At 70.3% G+C, this 15,804-nt stretch carries 16 protein-coding genes and 2 pseudogenes; 13 read left to right on the top strand and 5 right to left on the bottom strand.

Annotated elements, in window-relative coordinates:
- The 11 genes and pseudogenes from ACWCQS_RS45520 to ACWCQS_RS45570 all read left to right on the top strand — a co-directional run.
- A pseudogene (locus ACWCQS_RS45520) lies at positions 1-1,153 on the top strand (plasmid transfer protein TraB); the annotation flags it as partial.
- A 192-nt stretch (positions 1,154-1,345) separates the two neighbouring features.
- Positions 1,346-1,825: a hypothetical protein gene (locus tag ACWCQS_RS45525; protein WP_451009932.1), complete on the top strand. Its 480-nt coding sequence runs from the start codon at positions 1,346-1,348 to the stop codon at positions 1,823-1,825.
- A 5-nt stretch (positions 1,826-1,830) separates the two neighbouring features.
- Entirely contained in the window at positions 1,831-2,895 is a 1,065-nt protein-coding gene (locus ACWCQS_RS45530; protein ID WP_451009946.1) for a DUF2637 domain-containing protein, read from the top strand.
- 197 nt (positions 2,896-3,092) lie between these two features.
- A complete protein-coding gene (locus ACWCQS_RS45535; protein WP_451009933.1) occupies positions 3,093-3,224 on the top strand; it encodes a hypothetical protein in 132 nt (43 codons plus the stop codon).
- Positions 3,225-3,325: 101 nt separating this feature from the next.
- Complete coding sequence (locus tag ACWCQS_RS45540; RefSeq protein ID WP_451009934.1) at positions 3,326-3,847, top strand: VUT family protein; 522 nt, start codon at positions 3,326-3,328, stop codon at positions 3,845-3,847.
- Between the two features lie 11 nt (positions 3,848-3,858).
- Positions 3,859-4,710, top strand: a complete 852-nt coding sequence (locus tag ACWCQS_RS45545; protein WP_451009947.1) for a deazapurine DNA modification protein DpdA family protein — start codon at positions 3,859-3,861, stop codon at positions 4,708-4,710.
- 56 nt (positions 4,711-4,766) lie between these two features.
- Entirely contained in the window at positions 4,767-5,120 is a 354-nt protein-coding gene (locus ACWCQS_RS45550) for a hypothetical protein (protein ID WP_451009935.1), read from the top strand.
- Positions 5,121-5,378: 258 nt separating this feature from the next.
- The gene (locus ACWCQS_RS45555; RefSeq protein WP_451009936.1) at positions 5,379-6,173 is read left to right on the top strand and encodes a ParA family protein; all 795 of its coding nucleotides are present in this window, start codon (positions 5,379-5,381) and stop codon (positions 6,171-6,173) included.
- Between the two features lie 179 nt (positions 6,174-6,352).
- Complete coding sequence (locus ACWCQS_RS45560; protein WP_451009937.1) at positions 6,353-6,520, top strand: hypothetical protein; 168 nt, start codon at positions 6,353-6,355, stop codon at positions 6,518-6,520.
- Positions 6,521-6,989: 469 nt separating this feature from the next.
- Positions 6,990-8,030, top strand: a complete 1,041-nt coding sequence (locus ACWCQS_RS45565; RefSeq protein WP_451009938.1) for a hypothetical protein — start codon at positions 6,990-6,992, stop codon at positions 8,028-8,030.
- A 322-nt stretch (positions 8,031-8,352) separates the two neighbouring features.
- Positions 8,353-8,940 carry a recombinase family protein gene (locus tag ACWCQS_RS45570; protein WP_451009939.1) on the top strand — a complete coding sequence of 196 codons (588 nt, stop codon included), beginning with the start codon at positions 8,353-8,355 and terminating at the stop codon, positions 8,938-8,940.
- Here ACWCQS_RS45570 and ACWCQS_RS45575 read toward each other — a convergent pair.
- The 5 genes from ACWCQS_RS45575 to ACWCQS_RS45595 all read right to left on the bottom strand — a co-directional run bounded on the left by ACWCQS_RS45575 (position 8,932) and on the right by ACWCQS_RS45595 (position 14,196).
- Complete coding sequence (locus tag ACWCQS_RS45575) at positions 8,932-9,129, bottom strand: hypothetical protein (protein ID WP_451009940.1); 198 nt, start codon at positions 9,127-9,129, stop codon at positions 8,932-8,934. The two genes, ACWCQS_RS45570 and ACWCQS_RS45575, sit on opposite strands and share 9 nt — an antisense overlap.
- Positions 9,130-10,344: 1,215 nt before the next feature.
- Positions 10,345-11,931 carry a hypothetical protein gene (locus tag ACWCQS_RS45580; RefSeq protein ID WP_451009941.1) on the bottom strand — a complete coding sequence of 529 codons (1,587 nt, stop codon included), beginning with the start codon at positions 11,929-11,931 and terminating at the stop codon, positions 10,345-10,347.
- Complete coding sequence (locus ACWCQS_RS45585) at positions 11,928-12,890, bottom strand: bifunctional DNA primase/polymerase (protein WP_451009942.1); 963 nt, start codon at positions 12,888-12,890, stop codon at positions 11,928-11,930. Before ACWCQS_RS45585 ends, ACWCQS_RS45580 begins: the two co-directional genes overlap by 4 nt.
- A 211-nt stretch (positions 12,891-13,101) precedes the next feature.
- Positions 13,102-13,314: a helix-turn-helix domain-containing protein gene (locus ACWCQS_RS45590; protein ID WP_451009943.1), complete on the bottom strand. Its 213-nt coding sequence runs from the start codon at positions 13,312-13,314 to the stop codon at positions 13,102-13,104.
- 126 nt (positions 13,315-13,440) lie between these two features.
- Entirely contained in the window at positions 13,441-14,196 is a 756-nt protein-coding gene (locus ACWCQS_RS45595) for a GntR family transcriptional regulator (RefSeq protein WP_451009944.1), read from the bottom strand.
- A 105-nt stretch (positions 14,197-14,301) separates the two neighbouring features.
- Between ACWCQS_RS45595 and traA the strand changes: the two genes are divergently transcribed.
- The gene (traA, locus tag ACWCQS_RS45600) at positions 14,302-14,841 is read left to right on the top strand and encodes a plasmid transfer protein TraA (RefSeq protein ID WP_451009945.1); all 540 of its coding nucleotides are present in this window, start codon (positions 14,302-14,304) and stop codon (positions 14,839-14,841) included.
- 14 nt (positions 14,842-14,855) lie between these two features.
- Positions 14,856-15,804, top strand: a pseudogene (locus tag ACWCQS_RS45605) (plasmid transfer protein TraB); the annotation flags it as partial.

Consider the following 15,804-nt stretch of genomic DNA (forward strand, 5'->3'; position numbering starts at 1 on the left):
GGACGTCATGTTCGAGCTGCTGACGCGCAAGGACGTCGCGGTCTGGCTGGCCGACGCGGCCAAGGCCGGCCAAGACTTCCAGCCGCTCATCCCCGCGATGGACTGGGCAGCGCTGGACACCCCGTCCGCCGGGGCGATGGTCGCGGCCGTCCAGGCCGTCATCCCCGCTCGTACCTCTTGGCTGCGCGACCACGGTTACCGGGCCTGGGAGCCCGCGGCCGCCGAGCCGCAGACCGACCCCGCTCACTCCTGCGCCACGTCCGGCGCGTGCGGCTGCCCTGGCATGCCGTACCTGGTCGCGTGGATGGAGGAGGCCGCCAAGCTCCTGCGCGACCTCGGAGACGACGTGTTCACCGGTATCGCCCAGGAGGCCCGGTCCGCCGGCGTCTCGCTGGTCGTCTCGATGCAGCGCGCGTCCGGCTACCAGCTGTCGACCGACACCCGCGCGAGCCTGCCCGCGGCGATGTGCTTCGGCGTCCGGGGCGACGACGCCGGGTTCGCCCTCCCCGAGGAGGTCCTGGACGCGGGCGCCAACCCTGCGGCCTGGGGCAACAAGCGCAAGGGGTACGTGTACCTGGTCTCCGCCGGGGTCGACGAGGACCTGTACGCCAACCCGGCCCGCACGTTCTGGACCGGCCCGTCCGGCGAGTACGAGCGCGCGGCCCGCTGGATCATCCAGCAGTTCGCCGGAGTGCGGCCCGCGCTCGACTCGGTCACGGAGGCCGCCGCCGCCCGGGTCGCGGGCGACCTGTTCACCAACCGCCGCGCCCGCGCCGGCGCCCCGCTCGCCCCGGCCCCGGAGCTGACGGAGGCGCAGGAGTCCGCCCAGGAGGTCGCCCAGCTCGTCGACGCCGAGGACGCCGACCTGGACGCGACCGCCGAACTCCCCGGTGTCGGCACCAACACGGAGCTTCCGCAGGGGAAGCCGTCGACAGAGGAGGCCCGCGAGCTCCTGGACGAACTGGTCGCGATGCTCGCCTCGGTCGGCCCCGGCACGGTCGCCGTCCGCGACCTCAAGCCGTACCTGGAGCAGATCGGCCGTGACCGCTCCTGGGTCTCCCGGGAGATGAAGCGGCTCGCCGAGGAGGGCCGCCTCGCCCCGACCGGCGAGGAGGGCGTCTACCGCCTCATCCCCGCCCTTGCCGGGGTCTGACGCCGGTCCGCACACCCGCACACCCGCACACCCGCACAGCGCGAATCCCCACGTCACACGGCGTGTGAAGAGGGCCGCACACCGCCCCGCACACTCCCGCACAGCTCGACTGCACACCCCTCGCACACCGAATGACGACGGACCGCCCCGAAGCAACCGGGGCGGCCCGCCCGACAGCCACGGAGGCATCCCGTGACCACCGATCCGAAGTATCCCCTTACCGAGTCCGAGGCGTCCGTCGAGGCGTACCGGCTGATCCGGGAGGCGTACCGGCAGGAAGTGCCGGCGCCGATGGCGACCAGCTTCCGCGACCACTCGCCCATCCCCGCCGTCGGGCCGACGCCCCCGGTCCACCAGGACGACCACCGGATCGTCCCCCAGTGGGCCGCCGGGGTCGCGGTGGCCTCGATCGGCGTCGGCGCCGGAGTTACCGGCCTCGGGTGCGGCGCCTGGCTTGTGCTTCAGGGCCTGTCGTCCGTGACCCTGCTCGGAGTCATGGCCATCGCCGCCCCGTTCGCCGGGATCGCCATGGTGGCCACGGCCGTTGGCGCCGCCATCTCGCGCGCCCGCTCCGCGTCGACCACGAACGTCTACCAGGGGACCGTGGTGCAGCGGACCGAGATCACCTCGACCGCGCGCGGCATGCTCTCCCGCTCCCAGGTTGGGCGGTGACCGCGATGAAGCTGGACACTCAGGCCCACATCGAGGCCGCCGAGAAGACCCTGCGCCTGTCGTGGGTCATCGTCTTCGGGGCGGTCCTGTACTCGGTCCTCACCGTCACCCCGCTCGTGCTCCGGTTCACCCCCAAGGGCTGGGAGCTGACCGCGCCGATCCTGCCGATCGTCGTAGACGCGGCGGTCGTCATCGTCGTCCGGGTCGACGCCATCGTCGCTCGACTGGACGGAGAGGCGGGGTTCTGGCCGGCACTCCTGCGCTGGCTCACCGGCTTCATGACCCTCGGGCTCAACGTCGCGGACTCCGCGCTCAAGGGCGACATGGTGGGCGTCGGCGTCCACTCCGTCGCGCCGATCCTGCTCATCGTCGTCGCCGAGGCGGGCCTGAAATGGCGCCGTGCGATCACCACGGCAGTGGAGCGGATCGAGCGTGAGCACGCCGCCGAACGTGAGCGTGAGCGCGCCGAGGAGCGTGAGCGCGAGGACCGTGAGCGGGCCGACCGTGAGCGCGAGCAGGAGGCCGCCCAGGCCGAACGTGAGCGCCAGGAGCGGGCCGACCGTGAGCGCCGTGAGCAGGCTGCCGCCGAGCGTGAGCGCGAGCGTGAGCACGCCGCCCGGGTTGCCCGCGAGGAGCGTGAGCACGAGGCCGAGTTGGAGCGGCAGCGCGAGGAGCGGGCCGACGCCCGCCGCCGCGAGGAGCTGGGCCGACAGGACCGTGAGCGCCGCCAGGAGCAGGAGCGGCAGGAGGCCGCCCGCAAGGCCAAGGAGGCCGCGCAGAAGGCCGAACGGGACCGGAAGGCAGCCGAGGCCCGCCAGGCGACCCCCGCACCCGTGAGCACCTCCGTGAGCACCCCCCGCCCTTCCGTGAGCAGTCTCGTGAGCACTGCCGCTCACGCGACCGCTCACGACGCCGACAAGCCCGCCAAGATGAGCGAGGAAGACGCCCGCCAGGCCGTCGCCGACGCGGTCCGCGAGGGCCGCTCACAGCGCCAGGTCGCCGCGCTCACCGGCTGGTCGACAGGCTGGGTCGCCAACCGCTTCAAGGAGCTTGACGAGGTCGCGGCATGAGCCGCCGGCCGCCGTTAGGAGCCGCTGCCATCTGGCAAGCCGTCATGGAGGCCGCAGGCCATCAGTGCCAATGCTCCGGGGGAGCGTGCGGCTCCCAGCACTCCAATAGCGGCCTCCGCTGCTACCGGACCGCGTCACACGCCCGGCTGCTTGCCGCCCCCGCAGACCTGACGCTTTCCCCCGCCGCCGCGGCCGCCGTGCCCGCGGAGCAGCTGCTCGCGTGGTGCCCCAACTGCCACCAGGCCGCGCTCGGCCAGCAGCGGGCCGCGGAACGCGAGCGCAAGCGGCTAGAAGCCCCCGAGCCCGCCATGTTGTTCGACCTCTCGTGAGGCGCTCCCGCGTTCCCGCCAGCCCCTCCGGTGTGCGAGTCGTCGCACCTCTCGCACCCGGGGGGTCCCGATGTCCTACCCGACCTGTAGGAGTTGACCCCATGACTACTGCCCGCGCCCTGACCGCCGCCGCGTTGACCGCGGCCTACATCGCTACGATCCCTGCCTCGAACTGGCTCGTTGCCCACGTCGGCGCCGTCCCGGTCGGTCTCGGCTTCGTCGCCCCGGCCGGGGTGTACACCGTCGGTCTGGCCCTGGTCCTGCGGGATTTGGCGCGCGAGGCTGCCGGCCGGGCCGTGGTCCTGGCGGCCATCGCCGTGGGCGCCGCGCTTTCGTGGTGGCTGGCCACACCCGCTCTCGCCGCGGCGTCTGCCGTTGCCTTCGCGGTCGCCGAGACGATGGACTTCGCCGTCTACGAGCCGTTGCGTGAGCGCGGGCTGATCGTCGCGGTCGGGGCGTCGAACGCTGCCGGCCTGCTCGCGGACAGCCTGCTGTTCCTGTGGCTGGCGTTCGGTTCGCTGCAGTTCCTGTGGGGGCAGGTCCTCGGTAAGGCGTGGATGACCCTCGCCGCGATAGCCGTGATTGCGCTGCTGCGGCGGCGCCGGGTCCAGGTGGCCGCGTAGCCATGCAATTCATGCTCGGAACCCACATGGCGAACTGGCTTTGGGACGACGACCCGCGCCTCGACGGCGTGACGCTGTTCATCTCCCGCAACCGTCTCGCCCGGCGCGTCAGCCCCTTCCCGGCCGCCCGCCGTGACTGGGCCCTCGACTCCGGCGGGTTCACCGAACTGAAGGACCACGGCGGCTGGCGCACCTCCCCGGAGGAGTACGCCGCGGAGGTACGCCGCTACCGCGACCAGTTGGGTCGCCTGTTGTGGGCCGCGCCGCAGGACTGGATGTGCGAACCGTGGGTGATCCACGGCGGCACGCACAACGGCCAGCGCTTCGCTGGCACGAAACAGGCCCGCGGAATGGGCCCGGGCGAGCCCGATGACCTTGAGACAGCTGTACGTCTCCACCAGGAGTTCACCGTGCAGAACTACCTCGAACTTCGCCGCATTGCCCCCGACCTGCCGTGGATACCCGTGATGCAGGGCTGGACCCTCGCCGACTACCGGCAATGCGCCGAGCTGTACGCCGACGCCGGAGTCGACCTCACCGCGGCCCCGGTCGTCGGGCTCGGCTCCGTGTGCCGGCGGCAGGCCACCGAGGAGATCGCCCGCATCGTCGACCACTTCCACGCTCGCGGCCTACGCCTACACGGTTTCGGCGTGAAGACCGACGGGCTCGCCGACTACGGCGACCAGCTGGCGTCCGCCGACTCTATGGCTTGGTCCGTCGGGGGTCGCCGTGACCCGAAGTTGCCCGAATGCACCCACGGCGCGAAGACCTGCGCCAACTGCCTGGCCTACGCCCTGCGCTGGCACCAGCGCATCCTCAACCGCCCACCCGTCTGGCGACAGCACGAACTGTTCGTCGTCTGACCGCAACCGGCCTCCCAGGTGTTCCAGCACCATGGCGGCCCGAGAGGATGGACCCCATGACCGACAAGACGCCCGCCAAGCTCGCCGACGAGGCCGCCGAGGCGATCCGCGCCATCAACCACCTGACCATGAGCCCCCGGGATGACTGGGAGTACCCCGGCGACGTCTACAGCCTGGTCGGCAACCTCTCCCAGATGGCGATGATGCTGCCGCAGCTCCTGGAGCAGGCCAGCCGCCTCATCGCCGACCTGAACGAGGACGGCCACCTGCGGAGCGACAAGGACCAGCTGGAGCACGACCTCGGGGAGACCTTCTACGGCCTGGACGATGCCCGCAACGCGGCACAGAAGCTGTACGGCTCCCTGAACCGGGCCCACAACGGCCTGGGCCCCATCGCGTACAAGGACTGACTCACCTACCCAGCAAGCACGACTGAGGCCCCCGCGCTTTCCAGGCGCGGGGGCCTCTGTGTCACCTACAGGGCGGGGCTCTTGCCCGCCTGCTCGGCACACTACGCGATCACGTCTCGCACCTCTCGCACTTCTCGCACTTTGGTGCGACGCATCGCACTCCTCGCACCAGTGCGAGCCATGCAAGGTAAGGCCAGAGAATGAACCGGAAGAGGTGTCGCACCCCTCGCACCGGTGCGAGACATAGGCTGCGCCGTCATGGACGCATCCACGCACATCACCGCCGTCACGAACCAGAAAGGCGGGGTCGGGAAGACAGCCACCGCGCTGAACGTGGCTGGCGCTCTGGCGGAGACCGGACACAACGTGCTCCTGGTCGACCTCGACCCGCAGGGCCACCTCACGGACGGACTCGGCATCGACCAGGCGCCCGCCGGGGAAGGCGCCGCGAACCTCTACCGGGCACTCATCGGGGAGTACACCGGCAGCATTGCCGACCTGATCACCCCACACTCGGCACCGGCCGGACGGCTCGACCTGGTGCCGAACACCATCGAGATGTTCATGGCCGTGCGGGAGCTCGACAAGCAGCGCGCCCGGGAGCACCGGCTCGCCCGGCTCCTGGCCGCCGTCCGCGGCATCTACGACCACGTGCTCATCGACTCGCCGCCCTCGCTCGACATCCTCACGGACAACGCGCTCGCGGCCGCGGACGGAGTGCTCATCCCCGTCCAGGCGGAGGACAGCTCGCTCAAGGCCCTGCGCCTGCTGCTGCCTCAGATTGCCTCCGTAGACGCAGACCTGCGGGAGAAGCCGCTCAAGCTGCACGGCCTGGTCGTCTCCCTGCTGCGCCGGCCGGTAACGAAGCTGGCGGAGTCTGTGCTCGCGGAGCTGGAGAAGCTCAACGGCCTGCCGATCCTCGGCACGGTGCCGCTCGGTGTCGTCGTCACCGAGGCGTGGCGGTCCGGACGGACCGTGGTCGACTACGCCCCCGACTCCGAGCACGCCCAGGCGTACCGCGCCCTCGCCAAGACCCTGGGCGGTGGGAAGTGAGCGCCCGCAGGAAGGAACTGCCGCCGCCGTCCAACGGTGGCGACCTCACGGCCCTGCTTCGGGCCCGCCACGCCCGTACAGACGACGGGGACGCCCCGGCGCAACCGGAACCGGCCCCGGCCCCGGCTCCGACCGTTCCTGAGCCCGTACAGCGGCCCTCGCGGGCCAAGGGGCCGGCCATGGACCGCCGCTCCTGGTACATGCCGAAGGAGTCCGCCGACGCCCTAGCGGCCGCGCTGGAAGACCTGCACTGGTCCACCCGCCAGCCCAAGCACGTCATCATGGCAGCGCTCGTGTCCGTCGCTCTTGGCCACCTGGACGAAGTACGCCGCCAGGTCAGCGAGTAGCACCTCTCGCACGGGTGCGAGAAACGACGTGGAGGAGCTGCCGCCCGCATTCCTCGCAGGCGGCATGCGGGGCCGACAGGTGCGCCTCGCAGTGGGTGCAGGCAGGCCCCCCGCAGAGTTCGCAGCGGGCTTCATCAACCGCCCCGTTGACCGTCGCCATGCTCTGCGCGCACTCGTCTGGGTCCAGCAGGCCGTTTTCCATCGGTGGTGTCTCCTCCTCGAGGTGGCCGCGAATCGTAGCCGCTGCCGCTGACTGGACCCGCTGCCCGCCGTAGAGCAGCGGGTCAAGGGCCAGTAGCCGCCCCTGCGTGCGACACGTGCGAGAGGTGCGAGAAGTACGAGACGTGCTCACCACGGGGTCGCTACCGTGGTGGGCACGGCAAGCCGCGTACGCCGTCCACTGCCGCCACCAGCGCCCACGCCGCACGGTGGCACAGCCGGTCAAGGTCTCCCGGGGCCCGCGTAGCTGATGACCTCTCGTCTGCCCGGCACCGTGCTGCCGCCGGCGGGAGCGTGGGACCTGCCGAGCTGGGAGAGCACCATGCCGAAGAGGCAGAGCACCGCCGCGAAGCGGGCCCGCGCCGCCACCCGCCAGGGCGAGAAGTACACCACCGCCCTCCGTGCCGAGGAGACCGGCACCGCCCCGGTCGCGGAGAGCGAGCCGCCCCGTCTGTATCCGATCGTGACGACGCCCTGCGTCCACGGATGCGACGGCACCCCGCACCCCGGTTACGTGTGCGAGACCTGGACTCCGTTCAAGCCGATCGGGGGGAGCCCGCGTACGAGCTGGGCCACCTGCCAGGCCGCGAACCTCCCCAACGGGCGTGCCCAGAGCCTCACCGACCGGTTCCAGGAGAAGCCCTCGTACGGCTACCACCCTGACTACACCTGGGTCCTAGCCCTGGCGTACGCAATGCTCCTGGACGAAGAGCCGGAGACCGCGCCGGACCCGCACCGGCTGCGCGCGGCGGTCGAAGCCGACGACCTGGCGGCCGTCGACGCGCTCATGCAGCCCCTCGACCTCGCGGCGGTGCGCCTGCTCGGTGCGCCGATCGCGGAATGGCACGAGAGCGGCCACGCCCGCGTCCATGCCTGGGCTACGAAGGTGAACACCACGGAGCCGGACGAACCCCGCTGGGACATGACCCTGATCGAGTACAACAGCCGCTGCCTGAAGCTGGCCGAACGCTGGCTGCGGTCACAGGAGGAACGCCGGAACCACAACGGCTATATGGAGACCGAGCCGGTCTCATGGTGGTTCTCGGTGCCGTTCCTCACCGAGCTGCTCAGGCAGACGCGCGGCGGCCACCCCCGGGGAACCCGGGTACGCCTCCCCGACGGCCGCCCGGCCATGGTGTACGGGCTGGTGTGGGGCCAGGAAGGGCCGCCCGTCGCATACCGCGTCCGTGAGCTGGAGCCCGGCAAGTACGGCAACGAGGGGAAGCTCGTGCCGAAGCTGGGGGGAGACGGCGAGACCGTGCCCGCCTCGGAGTGCCTCCCTCTCGACTAGACCCACGCCAATAGCCCGACTCGTCGCACCTCTCGCACACCTCGCACCCCCTGTGCCGCCTGGGTCGATACCTTCAGGTACCACCCGGCCTTCCCCTACAGTGGGGATCGCTTTGGTAGAGCATCTGCGGCCCCTGTCTCCGAACACCCTGGCGGAGACAGGGGCCGCAGGCTTTCCCCCGACGCCGTTCGAGCGTCGACAAACGACCGTTTGCCGACACCGCCGGGACGGGCCCCAAACACCGCGCCTTCCGCGTCGACAACCCGCGTCGGGATTCATCGTCGGCAAACCCACTGTCGGACCGGGCCGGTAGCGTCCGGCCATGCTCATCGGATACGCGCGGGTCTCCACCGCTGACCAGAATCCCGACCACCAGGTCGACGCCCTGCTGCGGGCCGGCGTCGCCCCCGAGGACGTCCACATCGACACCGCCAGCGGCGCCAAGGCGTCCCGCCCCGCTCTCGACTTGGTGCTGCGGCTGCTGCGCAAGGGCGACACGTTGAAGGTGACCCGGCTCGACCGGCTGTCCCGTTCCGTCCTGCACCTGGTCACCCTCGGGGCCGAGCTGCGGCAGCGCGGTGTCGAACTGCACATCATCGAGCAGGGCATCGACACCACCACGCCCGAGGGCCGCGCGATGTTCGGCATGCTCGCCGTGCTCTCCGAGCTGCAGCGCGAGCTCATCCTGTCCAACACTCACGACGGCCTGGCCGCCGCCCGGGCCCGCGGCCGCGTCGGTGGCCGCCGGCCGAAGCTGACCGCCGACCAGGCCGCGCTCGCCCAGCAGCTCTACGACGCCCGGGAGATGACCGTGCAGCAGATCGCCGACCTGTTCAGCGTGCCCCGGTCGACCGTGTACGGGTACCTGGACCGCGGCGCGGCCGCGCCGGCACCGTCGCCCTCATCCTGACCAGCACTGCGCGCAGTACCCGTAGCGCAGCTCCTTCGCGAGCGCCTCGGTGCTGCACCCCTTGCACTGCTTGGGCCTCTCGCCCGGCGCGACGGACGAGGGGACCACGCCCCGTTCCCAGGCGTACCGCTTGCGCTTTCCAGGAGGGCGCCCGCTGCGGCGGCCGCCGTGCGTCAGGTCACGTGCCATGGCCGCACGATAGGCCCGCCCGCGATACGTGCGGGCATAACCCGCGTTGACTTACGCCCGGCTAAATAGCCGTTCCCCGCAGGTAAGTTGCGAGATAGCCGGACGGAATGCGCCTCTGACCTGCGTAGACGCAGGAAATCCGAGCATGGCGATTCTCCCTGGGGAAAAGTGCGTCTGATTTTCGGCACACATGCCCTACCGCCGGTGCGAACGGTCAGCCCGGCCCGGTCGACGGCTGCCGTCTGCAGGTCGACCTCTGCCCGTCCTGGGCGAGGTGGCCGCGGCACGGTCGACCCTGGCCGCCAGCTGGCCCACGGCCGCCAGGCGAGTAACTCGCTCCCGTGGGTCGTCTGGGGTTCTGATGCTCCCCTCACGACCGGGTGTCCGGGGTGTTGGTGGCTCGCCCCTGAAGGGGAGTGGATAGCGGACGGGCGCGGCCGCGCCCGACGCCCCCGGCTGACCCTCTCTGCGGTCCGCGCGTTCACCGGCACCGCCGCCTCGGCCGTGGACGGCCTCCCCGGCGGCACCGGGCGCGGACCGCCGCCTGCCGCACGTCACCCGCTCCTCTCTCCCACTGGCGGCTCTATGAGCGCTGCGGGCGCTCGTCGGCTGGGCAGGCCACCCAAAGCGGGGGGAGGACGGCCCGGGGTGGGGCGCCGTCGCCGCGCTGCGGGTAGTTGCGGGTAGTGCGCGGGGGAACCAGAAACACGCTGACCTGGGCTTTTGCGGGTAGTGCGGGGGAAGTGCGGGTAGTTGCGGGTAGTGCGTCGGAGGGCCAAAAACGCTGTGACCAGCAGGTTTGCGGGTAGTGCGGGTAGTTGCGGGTAGTTGTCGAGACTTCAGCGTGTTGGCTGAGCAATAAGTCTTACCGGGGTGAAATCAGTAGAGAGAGTGGCCGTGGACTACCCGCAACTACCCGCACTACCCGCATCGACGCAGGTCAGAGGCGGTTTCGGGGCTCTCGGGCACTACCCGCAACTACCCGCAACTACCCGCACGAGGTGCCCGCTCCGGGGTGTTTCCGCAGGTCAGGCGTGGTTCTGGTCCGCTCCGCACTACCCGCAACTGCCCACCTCGACTACCCGCAGGGGTCCGGGTCGTCCAGTGCGCAGGCGGGCATAACCGCAGGTCAGACGCAAAACGGGGAGTCGCGGGCACTACCCGCAACTCCCCGCACGACTACCCGCAACTACCCGCGGGCGGTCCTCCCGCTGCCTATCCGTCGGCTCCCAGCGTGGTCTGCTGGGGCTGGTCGGCACCGCCGCCGCTGGACTTCCGGCTGCCCGCGTACCGGACGACGCGCCACAGGTTGACCTTCCGATTCGAGTTGTACCCAGAGGAGATCTTCAGGTCGCTGTAGTACCGGCCCTCGCGGGCCTTGAGCCACTTGCCGAACTGCTTGGGCGAAGGCAGCTCACCGCCCTTTCCGCGCGGGATGACGTCGCTCAGCTCGGCGCTCATCACCAGCTCGTTCGTGGTGCGCGGCGCCTCGCCCAGGGTTTCGATCCAGGTGGAGAGGAAGCCGTGCCATTCCTCGGTCTCCTCGTCCATCTGGGCCATGGCGGCGTCGCGGTCCTCCAGCCAGCCCGGCAGGTCGAGCCAGTCGAGCAGGCCACCGAGGGCAGACGCCCAGCGGGAAAAGGTGCCCATGCGCACGTTGGAGACCGGGGCGCCGGCCGCGACCCACCCGCGGAGGAGGACGAGCACGGCCTGGAGGAGTGGGGCCGCGTTCACGGTGAGCCAGGCGTCCAGGTCGCCGATGGCGAAGTCGTCGCGCCGGTCCGGGTCGGGGCAGTCCGGGTCCAGGCGTACCCACACGGTGCGGCGGGCGAGGTCGCCTCCGGTGCGCAGGTTGTTGCCGGTGAACATCCATAGCCGGTTGTTCGTCATGGTTACGGTCTCGGAGCTGCCGAGAATGCGGTCGCGCCAGACGGTCTTTGTCATGAGGTCGGCGAGCAACGGAGTTCGGACGGTGAAGCCGCTAGGGAGGTTGTCAAAGGTAATGACCGGCTCGCCGCTGTCCCGAAGGTTTGCCGTAATCGCCTTGCGCAGCTCGGCATCATTCTCGGGCCACGGCGCGTCGCCCATTCCGTGGATTGCCTGGTGAATGCTGGTGAGAATCGTCTTTCCGGACCCCGGCGCCCCGGCAGTGATAATCCACATCGGCGTGGGCCCGTCAATGTAGTTGCGCATCAGCGGGATAAACAGCGAAGCCACGTACTGCGCCTTGTCCGAGCGCTGCACCCACGGGAAGTCGCGCAGCACCTGGTCGAGCAACAGGTCCCGGGCCCACTGCAGCAGTTCAACGTGCGGGTTTTCCGGAATCGGGGGCAAGTCGTGCTTGGGCACCAAATACAGCCCGGTCGCCGGGTCGTAACCGGCGTCCTGGACGAGTGAGCCGTCCTTTCTCAGCACGGGGCCGGTGGCCAGCCCCGCCAGCCGTGGAAGCGACCACGCCTGTCGTCCCAGAATTGTGGCGCACGTCTGCCGCATGACCGGCATCCGTACCTCGCGGAAATCGTCGCCAGCCTTGACGTTCTTGTAGGTGTAAACGTGCTCGGCAAAGTAGGCCCGCAGGTTATCCGGGGTGAGCTGCCGGACCACCGGGCGGCCGTCGTCCTCGGTAATCCAGCACAGACCACCGGACCGGATGTAAAGCGAGGGCACGTCCTCGCTACGCATCACGCGGACGAGGTCGTCCAGCGCATCGGCCTCGTTGCCCACGTCGATTCTCGGCTTCGCACGGTTGCCGCTGGCCGCGTGGGTGGAAGTGCCCTGCTGCGGCGGGACGGTCGTTGTCATGCCGCACCGCCGACCTGGCGCACTGCTGCGTCGCCCATGTGGCGCGGCCTGCGCAGCCCGGCGGTCATGCCCGACGCGATGGTCTTCTCGATCTCCTGCGCGTACCCGTCGCCGAGCCCGGCCTGCCTCGCGGCCGCGGTCAGCTCCTCCTCGGCGACGGCCTGGTCCAAAAGGCCGGCGGCCACCAGCTGGCCCGCGCGGTACGCCGCGAGGTTCAGCCGGTCGTTGCGCCCGCCCTCGGTCATCCCCGCCAGCTCGCGGGCCTCGGACCGCAGAATGCCGACCGCCCACCGCTCCTCACGGGTGCCCCCCCGCGACAGCTCCCGCAGCCGGGCGTCCAGCGCAGCCACGGAACCCCGCCCCCCCGCTTTGGGTGGCTTAGGCGAGGTGGTGACCAGGGTCAGCAGCCAGCCGGGCAGCTCCACCGGCTCCGTGATGCTCCCCTGCAGCTCATACCGGCGGCCGTCAACCACCGACCCGATACCGACGACGTAGCCTCCAGCGGCCCGAACGTCCACGCACCAGGCGACGGTCCGCGCACTGTTACGGATCTCGGTACCAGCGGGTGCGCGGTGGACCAGGTGGCGGCCGCCGCTGGGAGTGCCCACGGTCATGGTTGGTACCAGCGAAGCACCGGGAGTCCGGGTGGCGATGGCATCGAGCATGGAGCGGCCGTCGACGACGTCCGGGAAATCGGCCGGCGGTGCGTCGCCGTCGTGCGGGACGTCCAGGTCGACGACGACCAGGCGGCTGGGTCCGCAGGCGATACCGATATTGAACGGGGCGCGGGACCAGGTCCGCGAGATCAGCTCGGGATCCAGGGTGGCGCGGGCTTCCCAGTCCCGCCAGCGCGGTTCCTTCTGGCCCACGAGCAGGGGATGGACGTACATGCCGCGCTCGGCGTAGCGCAGCGCGCTGGCCAGCAACGATGGCCTGAGATCTGGTGTGGGGTGGTTCAAGGTGACACTCCGGGCTTTGGGCCGCTGCCCGGCGGGTGTGTTGTGCCACTTGCGTCACTGCCGCCCGTGGGTGTCTGCATGAGTAGGCAGATCTGGGCTACCGTGGCGCTGATAGCACGAGGTGATACCGCCGGTGCTAACGACCGAGATCAGTTGGGGTCGAGGTCTTTTGGGGTGGCCGTCCTGTTGGCCCAGGGCGGCCCCCACTGCTTTATGCGGAAGTCCAGGAAGTGGTCCCCCACTCGCGGTCGCGCTCCATGCGTTCGAGGTCGCCGCGGTGGACGCGGATGCCCCGGCCGGTCGGTCCGGTCCGAAGGACCCGCAGCCCGCGGCCGCTGTTGGCCCATCGATACGCCGTCCGAGTCGAGATGCGGAAACGGCGTGCGATCTCCGGCACTGTGAGCCATACCTCTTCACCTGCCATGAGCCGATCTCCTGTCAGTACAACGCTGGTTTGGACGCTAGTGACACTGGCGCCGCCGTGGGCACTCTGCCTCACGTGGTGCCGATACCGGAACGTATCGCCGGTGAGGCTACGACTGCTCTCGTCTCATCCGGAGTTGACGGGGATCCGCTCGCCGGGCGCGTAGACGTCTTCCCAGTGGCCGATCGGCCCGTCCTCGTCGTGGAACGTCACGTTAGTGACGAGCACGGCGACAGCCACGTGCTTCGGGGCGTCGATCTGGAGCGCGTCGAGCTCATCCTGTGACGCCTGCCGGGCGTGTGCCGTGCGCGTTCCGCGGACGACTTCCCGCCCGGTCCGTTCGGTGTAGAGGTCGCCCCAGTAGTGCTCCATCCGCCCCTCGTCGGCCAGTTCGGGTACCTCCGCCAGCGTGCGCGGCGGGTAGACCGAGACGCCGACGCTCGTAGGCCGGCCGTCCTGCCGGAACGTGCGGATACGGATGACCACCTCTTCGCCTGGCTCCAGGTCGAGAGCGCGGCACACGTCCGCGTCCATGAGTGAGCGAAGCATGACGCGGTGTCCTGCGGAGTCTTCGCCGTGCCCATATCGCAGGCCGGTACGGGTCATGCGCTCAAGCCGGTCGGCTCCGCTGATGACGACCGGCGGTGGGGCGACGACCGTTCCGGCACCGGCGCGCGTGACGATCAGCCCTTCCGACTTCAGCAGGTTGAAGGCGCGCGCTGCAGTGTTGCGCGCGACGCCGTATGCCTGGGCGAGCTCGTTGACGGTCGGCATCGCGTCGCCAGGGCGCATCTCTCCGTCGGCGATCTTCTGCCGGTACTCCGCGGCGATGTCCGCGTACCCCTTGCGCTCCACCATGGCGGTCTCTCCTCCGGTGGTCATTTTCGGTTGCCTGCGTAGAACGTACCATCAGCCGAGGGTAGAACGTACCCCTGCAGCCGTGGTACGTTCCACCTGTCACCGAAGGATATGCAGGGAGGGCCACCCATGGCAGGTACGAAGGTTCCGCCCCAGGCCGGCGCGAACGGCTCGCAGGCCAAGGCCAACGGCACGAAGAACACCTCGTTCACGGGGTTCGCCCCGTCGTTCGGGCTGAACGTGAACGTCCAGGCAAACGGTCGCGGTGGCGGTGGCGGTCGTGGGCAGGGGGTCGCAGCTGGCGGCCAGCAGGGCGGTGGCGGCTCGCACTTCATCCTCGGAGACCCCGAGTTCAACTCGGCTGAGGACGTGCGGAACTACTGCAACCACGTCCGCGCGCTGATGATCCAGGCGGCCATCGAACTGGCCATGGCCTCGAAGATCCTGGAGGCCAGGCTCGCCCAGGCCCAGACGCTTCCCGGCGACAACCCGATCCAGGCCCGCATGAGGGCGCTCAAGGTCGGCCGGAAGCTCAAGAAGGCCGCCGACGGGGCCACCGCCGCCGCGAAGAGCGCGGTCGGCGCGTACGGCGCGTTCACCCGCGAGTACGCCGACCTGATGCGCCCGCGCCCGCAGCGCCCCGCGTCCACCAACCCGTTCAAGTTCTGAGAGGCGGTAGCCCCATGGCCAGCAAGGACGCTCAGCAGCAGCAGGAAGACCGCCTCAACTCCGGTTCGTCCGCCTCCGGCATGGGTGCGTGGCTGTGGCACCGTGCCAAGCCGTACACCCCGCCGTGGATCGTCACGGGCGCGGTCGGCCTCGCGGGCGCCGGCGCCAACGCGATGTGGTCGGAGTCGCCGTGGGCGGGCGTCGGCCTCACCCTCGCCTCGGTCAGCCTGACGGCCGCGACCTGGTGGGCGGGCAAGTCGACCGGCCCCCAGCGCCGTCTCCACTCCGCGATCACGGTTGCCGCCGGGTCGGTGTGGCTCACCTCTGCCGCGCTGTCCGGCCCGCTCACCGGCCCGCTCCCCGACCTGTACGCCATGGGCGGGGCAACCCTCGCCCTGTCCTGGAACATCCGCCAGGTCATGCGCTCTTCGGCTGGCGAGACCTCCGGGTCCGACTCGGACAAGGGCCTCCTGGAGAAGGTCGGCCTGGCCCGTACGAAGCTCAAGGACGTCAAGGTCGAGCCGAACCGGGTCACTGTCCCCTACGAGCTGCCCGCCGGCGAACTCACCAACGACGACGTGGCCAAGGCCATCCCCAGGATTGCGTCGGCGCTGGACGTGCCGACCACCGCGATCCGCGTCATGCACGACCCCGACTCCGCACGGAAGGGCCAGTTCGTCATCGTGCCCGAGGACATGCTCAAGGTTCCGACTGTGTGGCCTGGCCCGTACGCGCCCGGCGAGTCCATCGCCGTGCCGCTGCGGATCGGCGTCTACGACGACGGCTCCGACCTGGTGCTGCCGCTCCTGGACGCGATCCACCTCCTGGTCATGGGGATGACCGGCTCTGGGAAGACCGAGGGCGCCCTGGACGTCATGTTCGAGCTGCTGACGCGCAAGGACGTCGCGGTCTGGCTGGCCGACGCGGCCAAGGCCGGCCAAGACTTCCAGCCGCTCATCCCCG

It is taken from the genome of Streptomyces sp. NPDC002076 (genome assembly GCF_053593835.1).

What these genes read in the sequence shown, in the direction of transcription:
- ACWCQS_RS45565 (WP_451009938.1), top strand. Translation starts at nt 6,990, where the DNA reads ATGACCTCTCGTCTGCCCGGCACCGTGCTGCCGCCGGCGGGAGCGTGG.
- ACWCQS_RS45555 (WP_451009936.1), top strand. Translation starts at nt 5,379, where the DNA reads ATGGACGCATCCACGCACATCACCGCCGTCACGAACCAGAAAGGCGGG.
- traA (WP_451009945.1), top strand. Translation starts at nt 14,302, where the DNA reads ATGGCAGGTACGAAGGTTCCGCCCCAGGCCGGCGCGAACGGCTCGCAG.
- ACWCQS_RS45590 (WP_451009943.1), bottom strand. Translation starts at nt 13,314, where the DNA reads ATGGCAGGTGAAGAGGTATGGCTCACAGTGCCGGAGATCGCACGCCGT.
- ACWCQS_RS45550 (WP_451009935.1), top strand. Translation starts at nt 4,767, where the DNA reads ATGACCGACAAGACGCCCGCCAAGCTCGCCGACGAGGCCGCCGAGGCG.
- ACWCQS_RS45545 (WP_451009947.1), top strand. Translation starts at nt 3,859, where the DNA reads ATGCTCGGAACCCACATGGCGAACTGGCTTTGGGACGACGACCCGCGC.
- ACWCQS_RS45540 (WP_451009934.1), top strand. Translation starts at nt 3,326, where the DNA reads ATGACTACTGCCCGCGCCCTGACCGCCGCCGCGTTGACCGCGGCCTAC.
- ACWCQS_RS45570 (WP_451009939.1), top strand. Translation starts at nt 8,353, where the DNA reads ATGCTCATCGGATACGCGCGGGTCTCCACCGCTGACCAGAATCCCGAC.
- ACWCQS_RS45560 (WP_451009937.1), top strand. Translation starts at nt 6,353, where the DNA reads ATGGACCGCCGCTCCTGGTACATGCCGAAGGAGTCCGCCGACGCCCTA.
- ACWCQS_RS45530 (WP_451009946.1), top strand. Translation starts at nt 1,831, where the DNA reads ATGAAGCTGGACACTCAGGCCCACATCGAGGCCGCCGAGAAGACCCTG.
- ACWCQS_RS45595 (WP_451009944.1), bottom strand. Translation starts at nt 14,196, where the DNA reads ATGACCACCGGAGGAGAGACCGCCATGGTGGAGCGCAAGGGGTACGCG.
- ACWCQS_RS45580 (WP_451009941.1), bottom strand. Translation starts at nt 11,931, where the DNA reads ATGACAACGACCGTCCCGCCGCAGCAGGGCACTTCCACCCACGCGGCC.
- ACWCQS_RS45575 (WP_451009940.1), bottom strand. Translation starts at nt 9,129, where the DNA reads ATGGCACGTGACCTGACGCACGGCGGCCGCCGCAGCGGGCGCCCTCCT.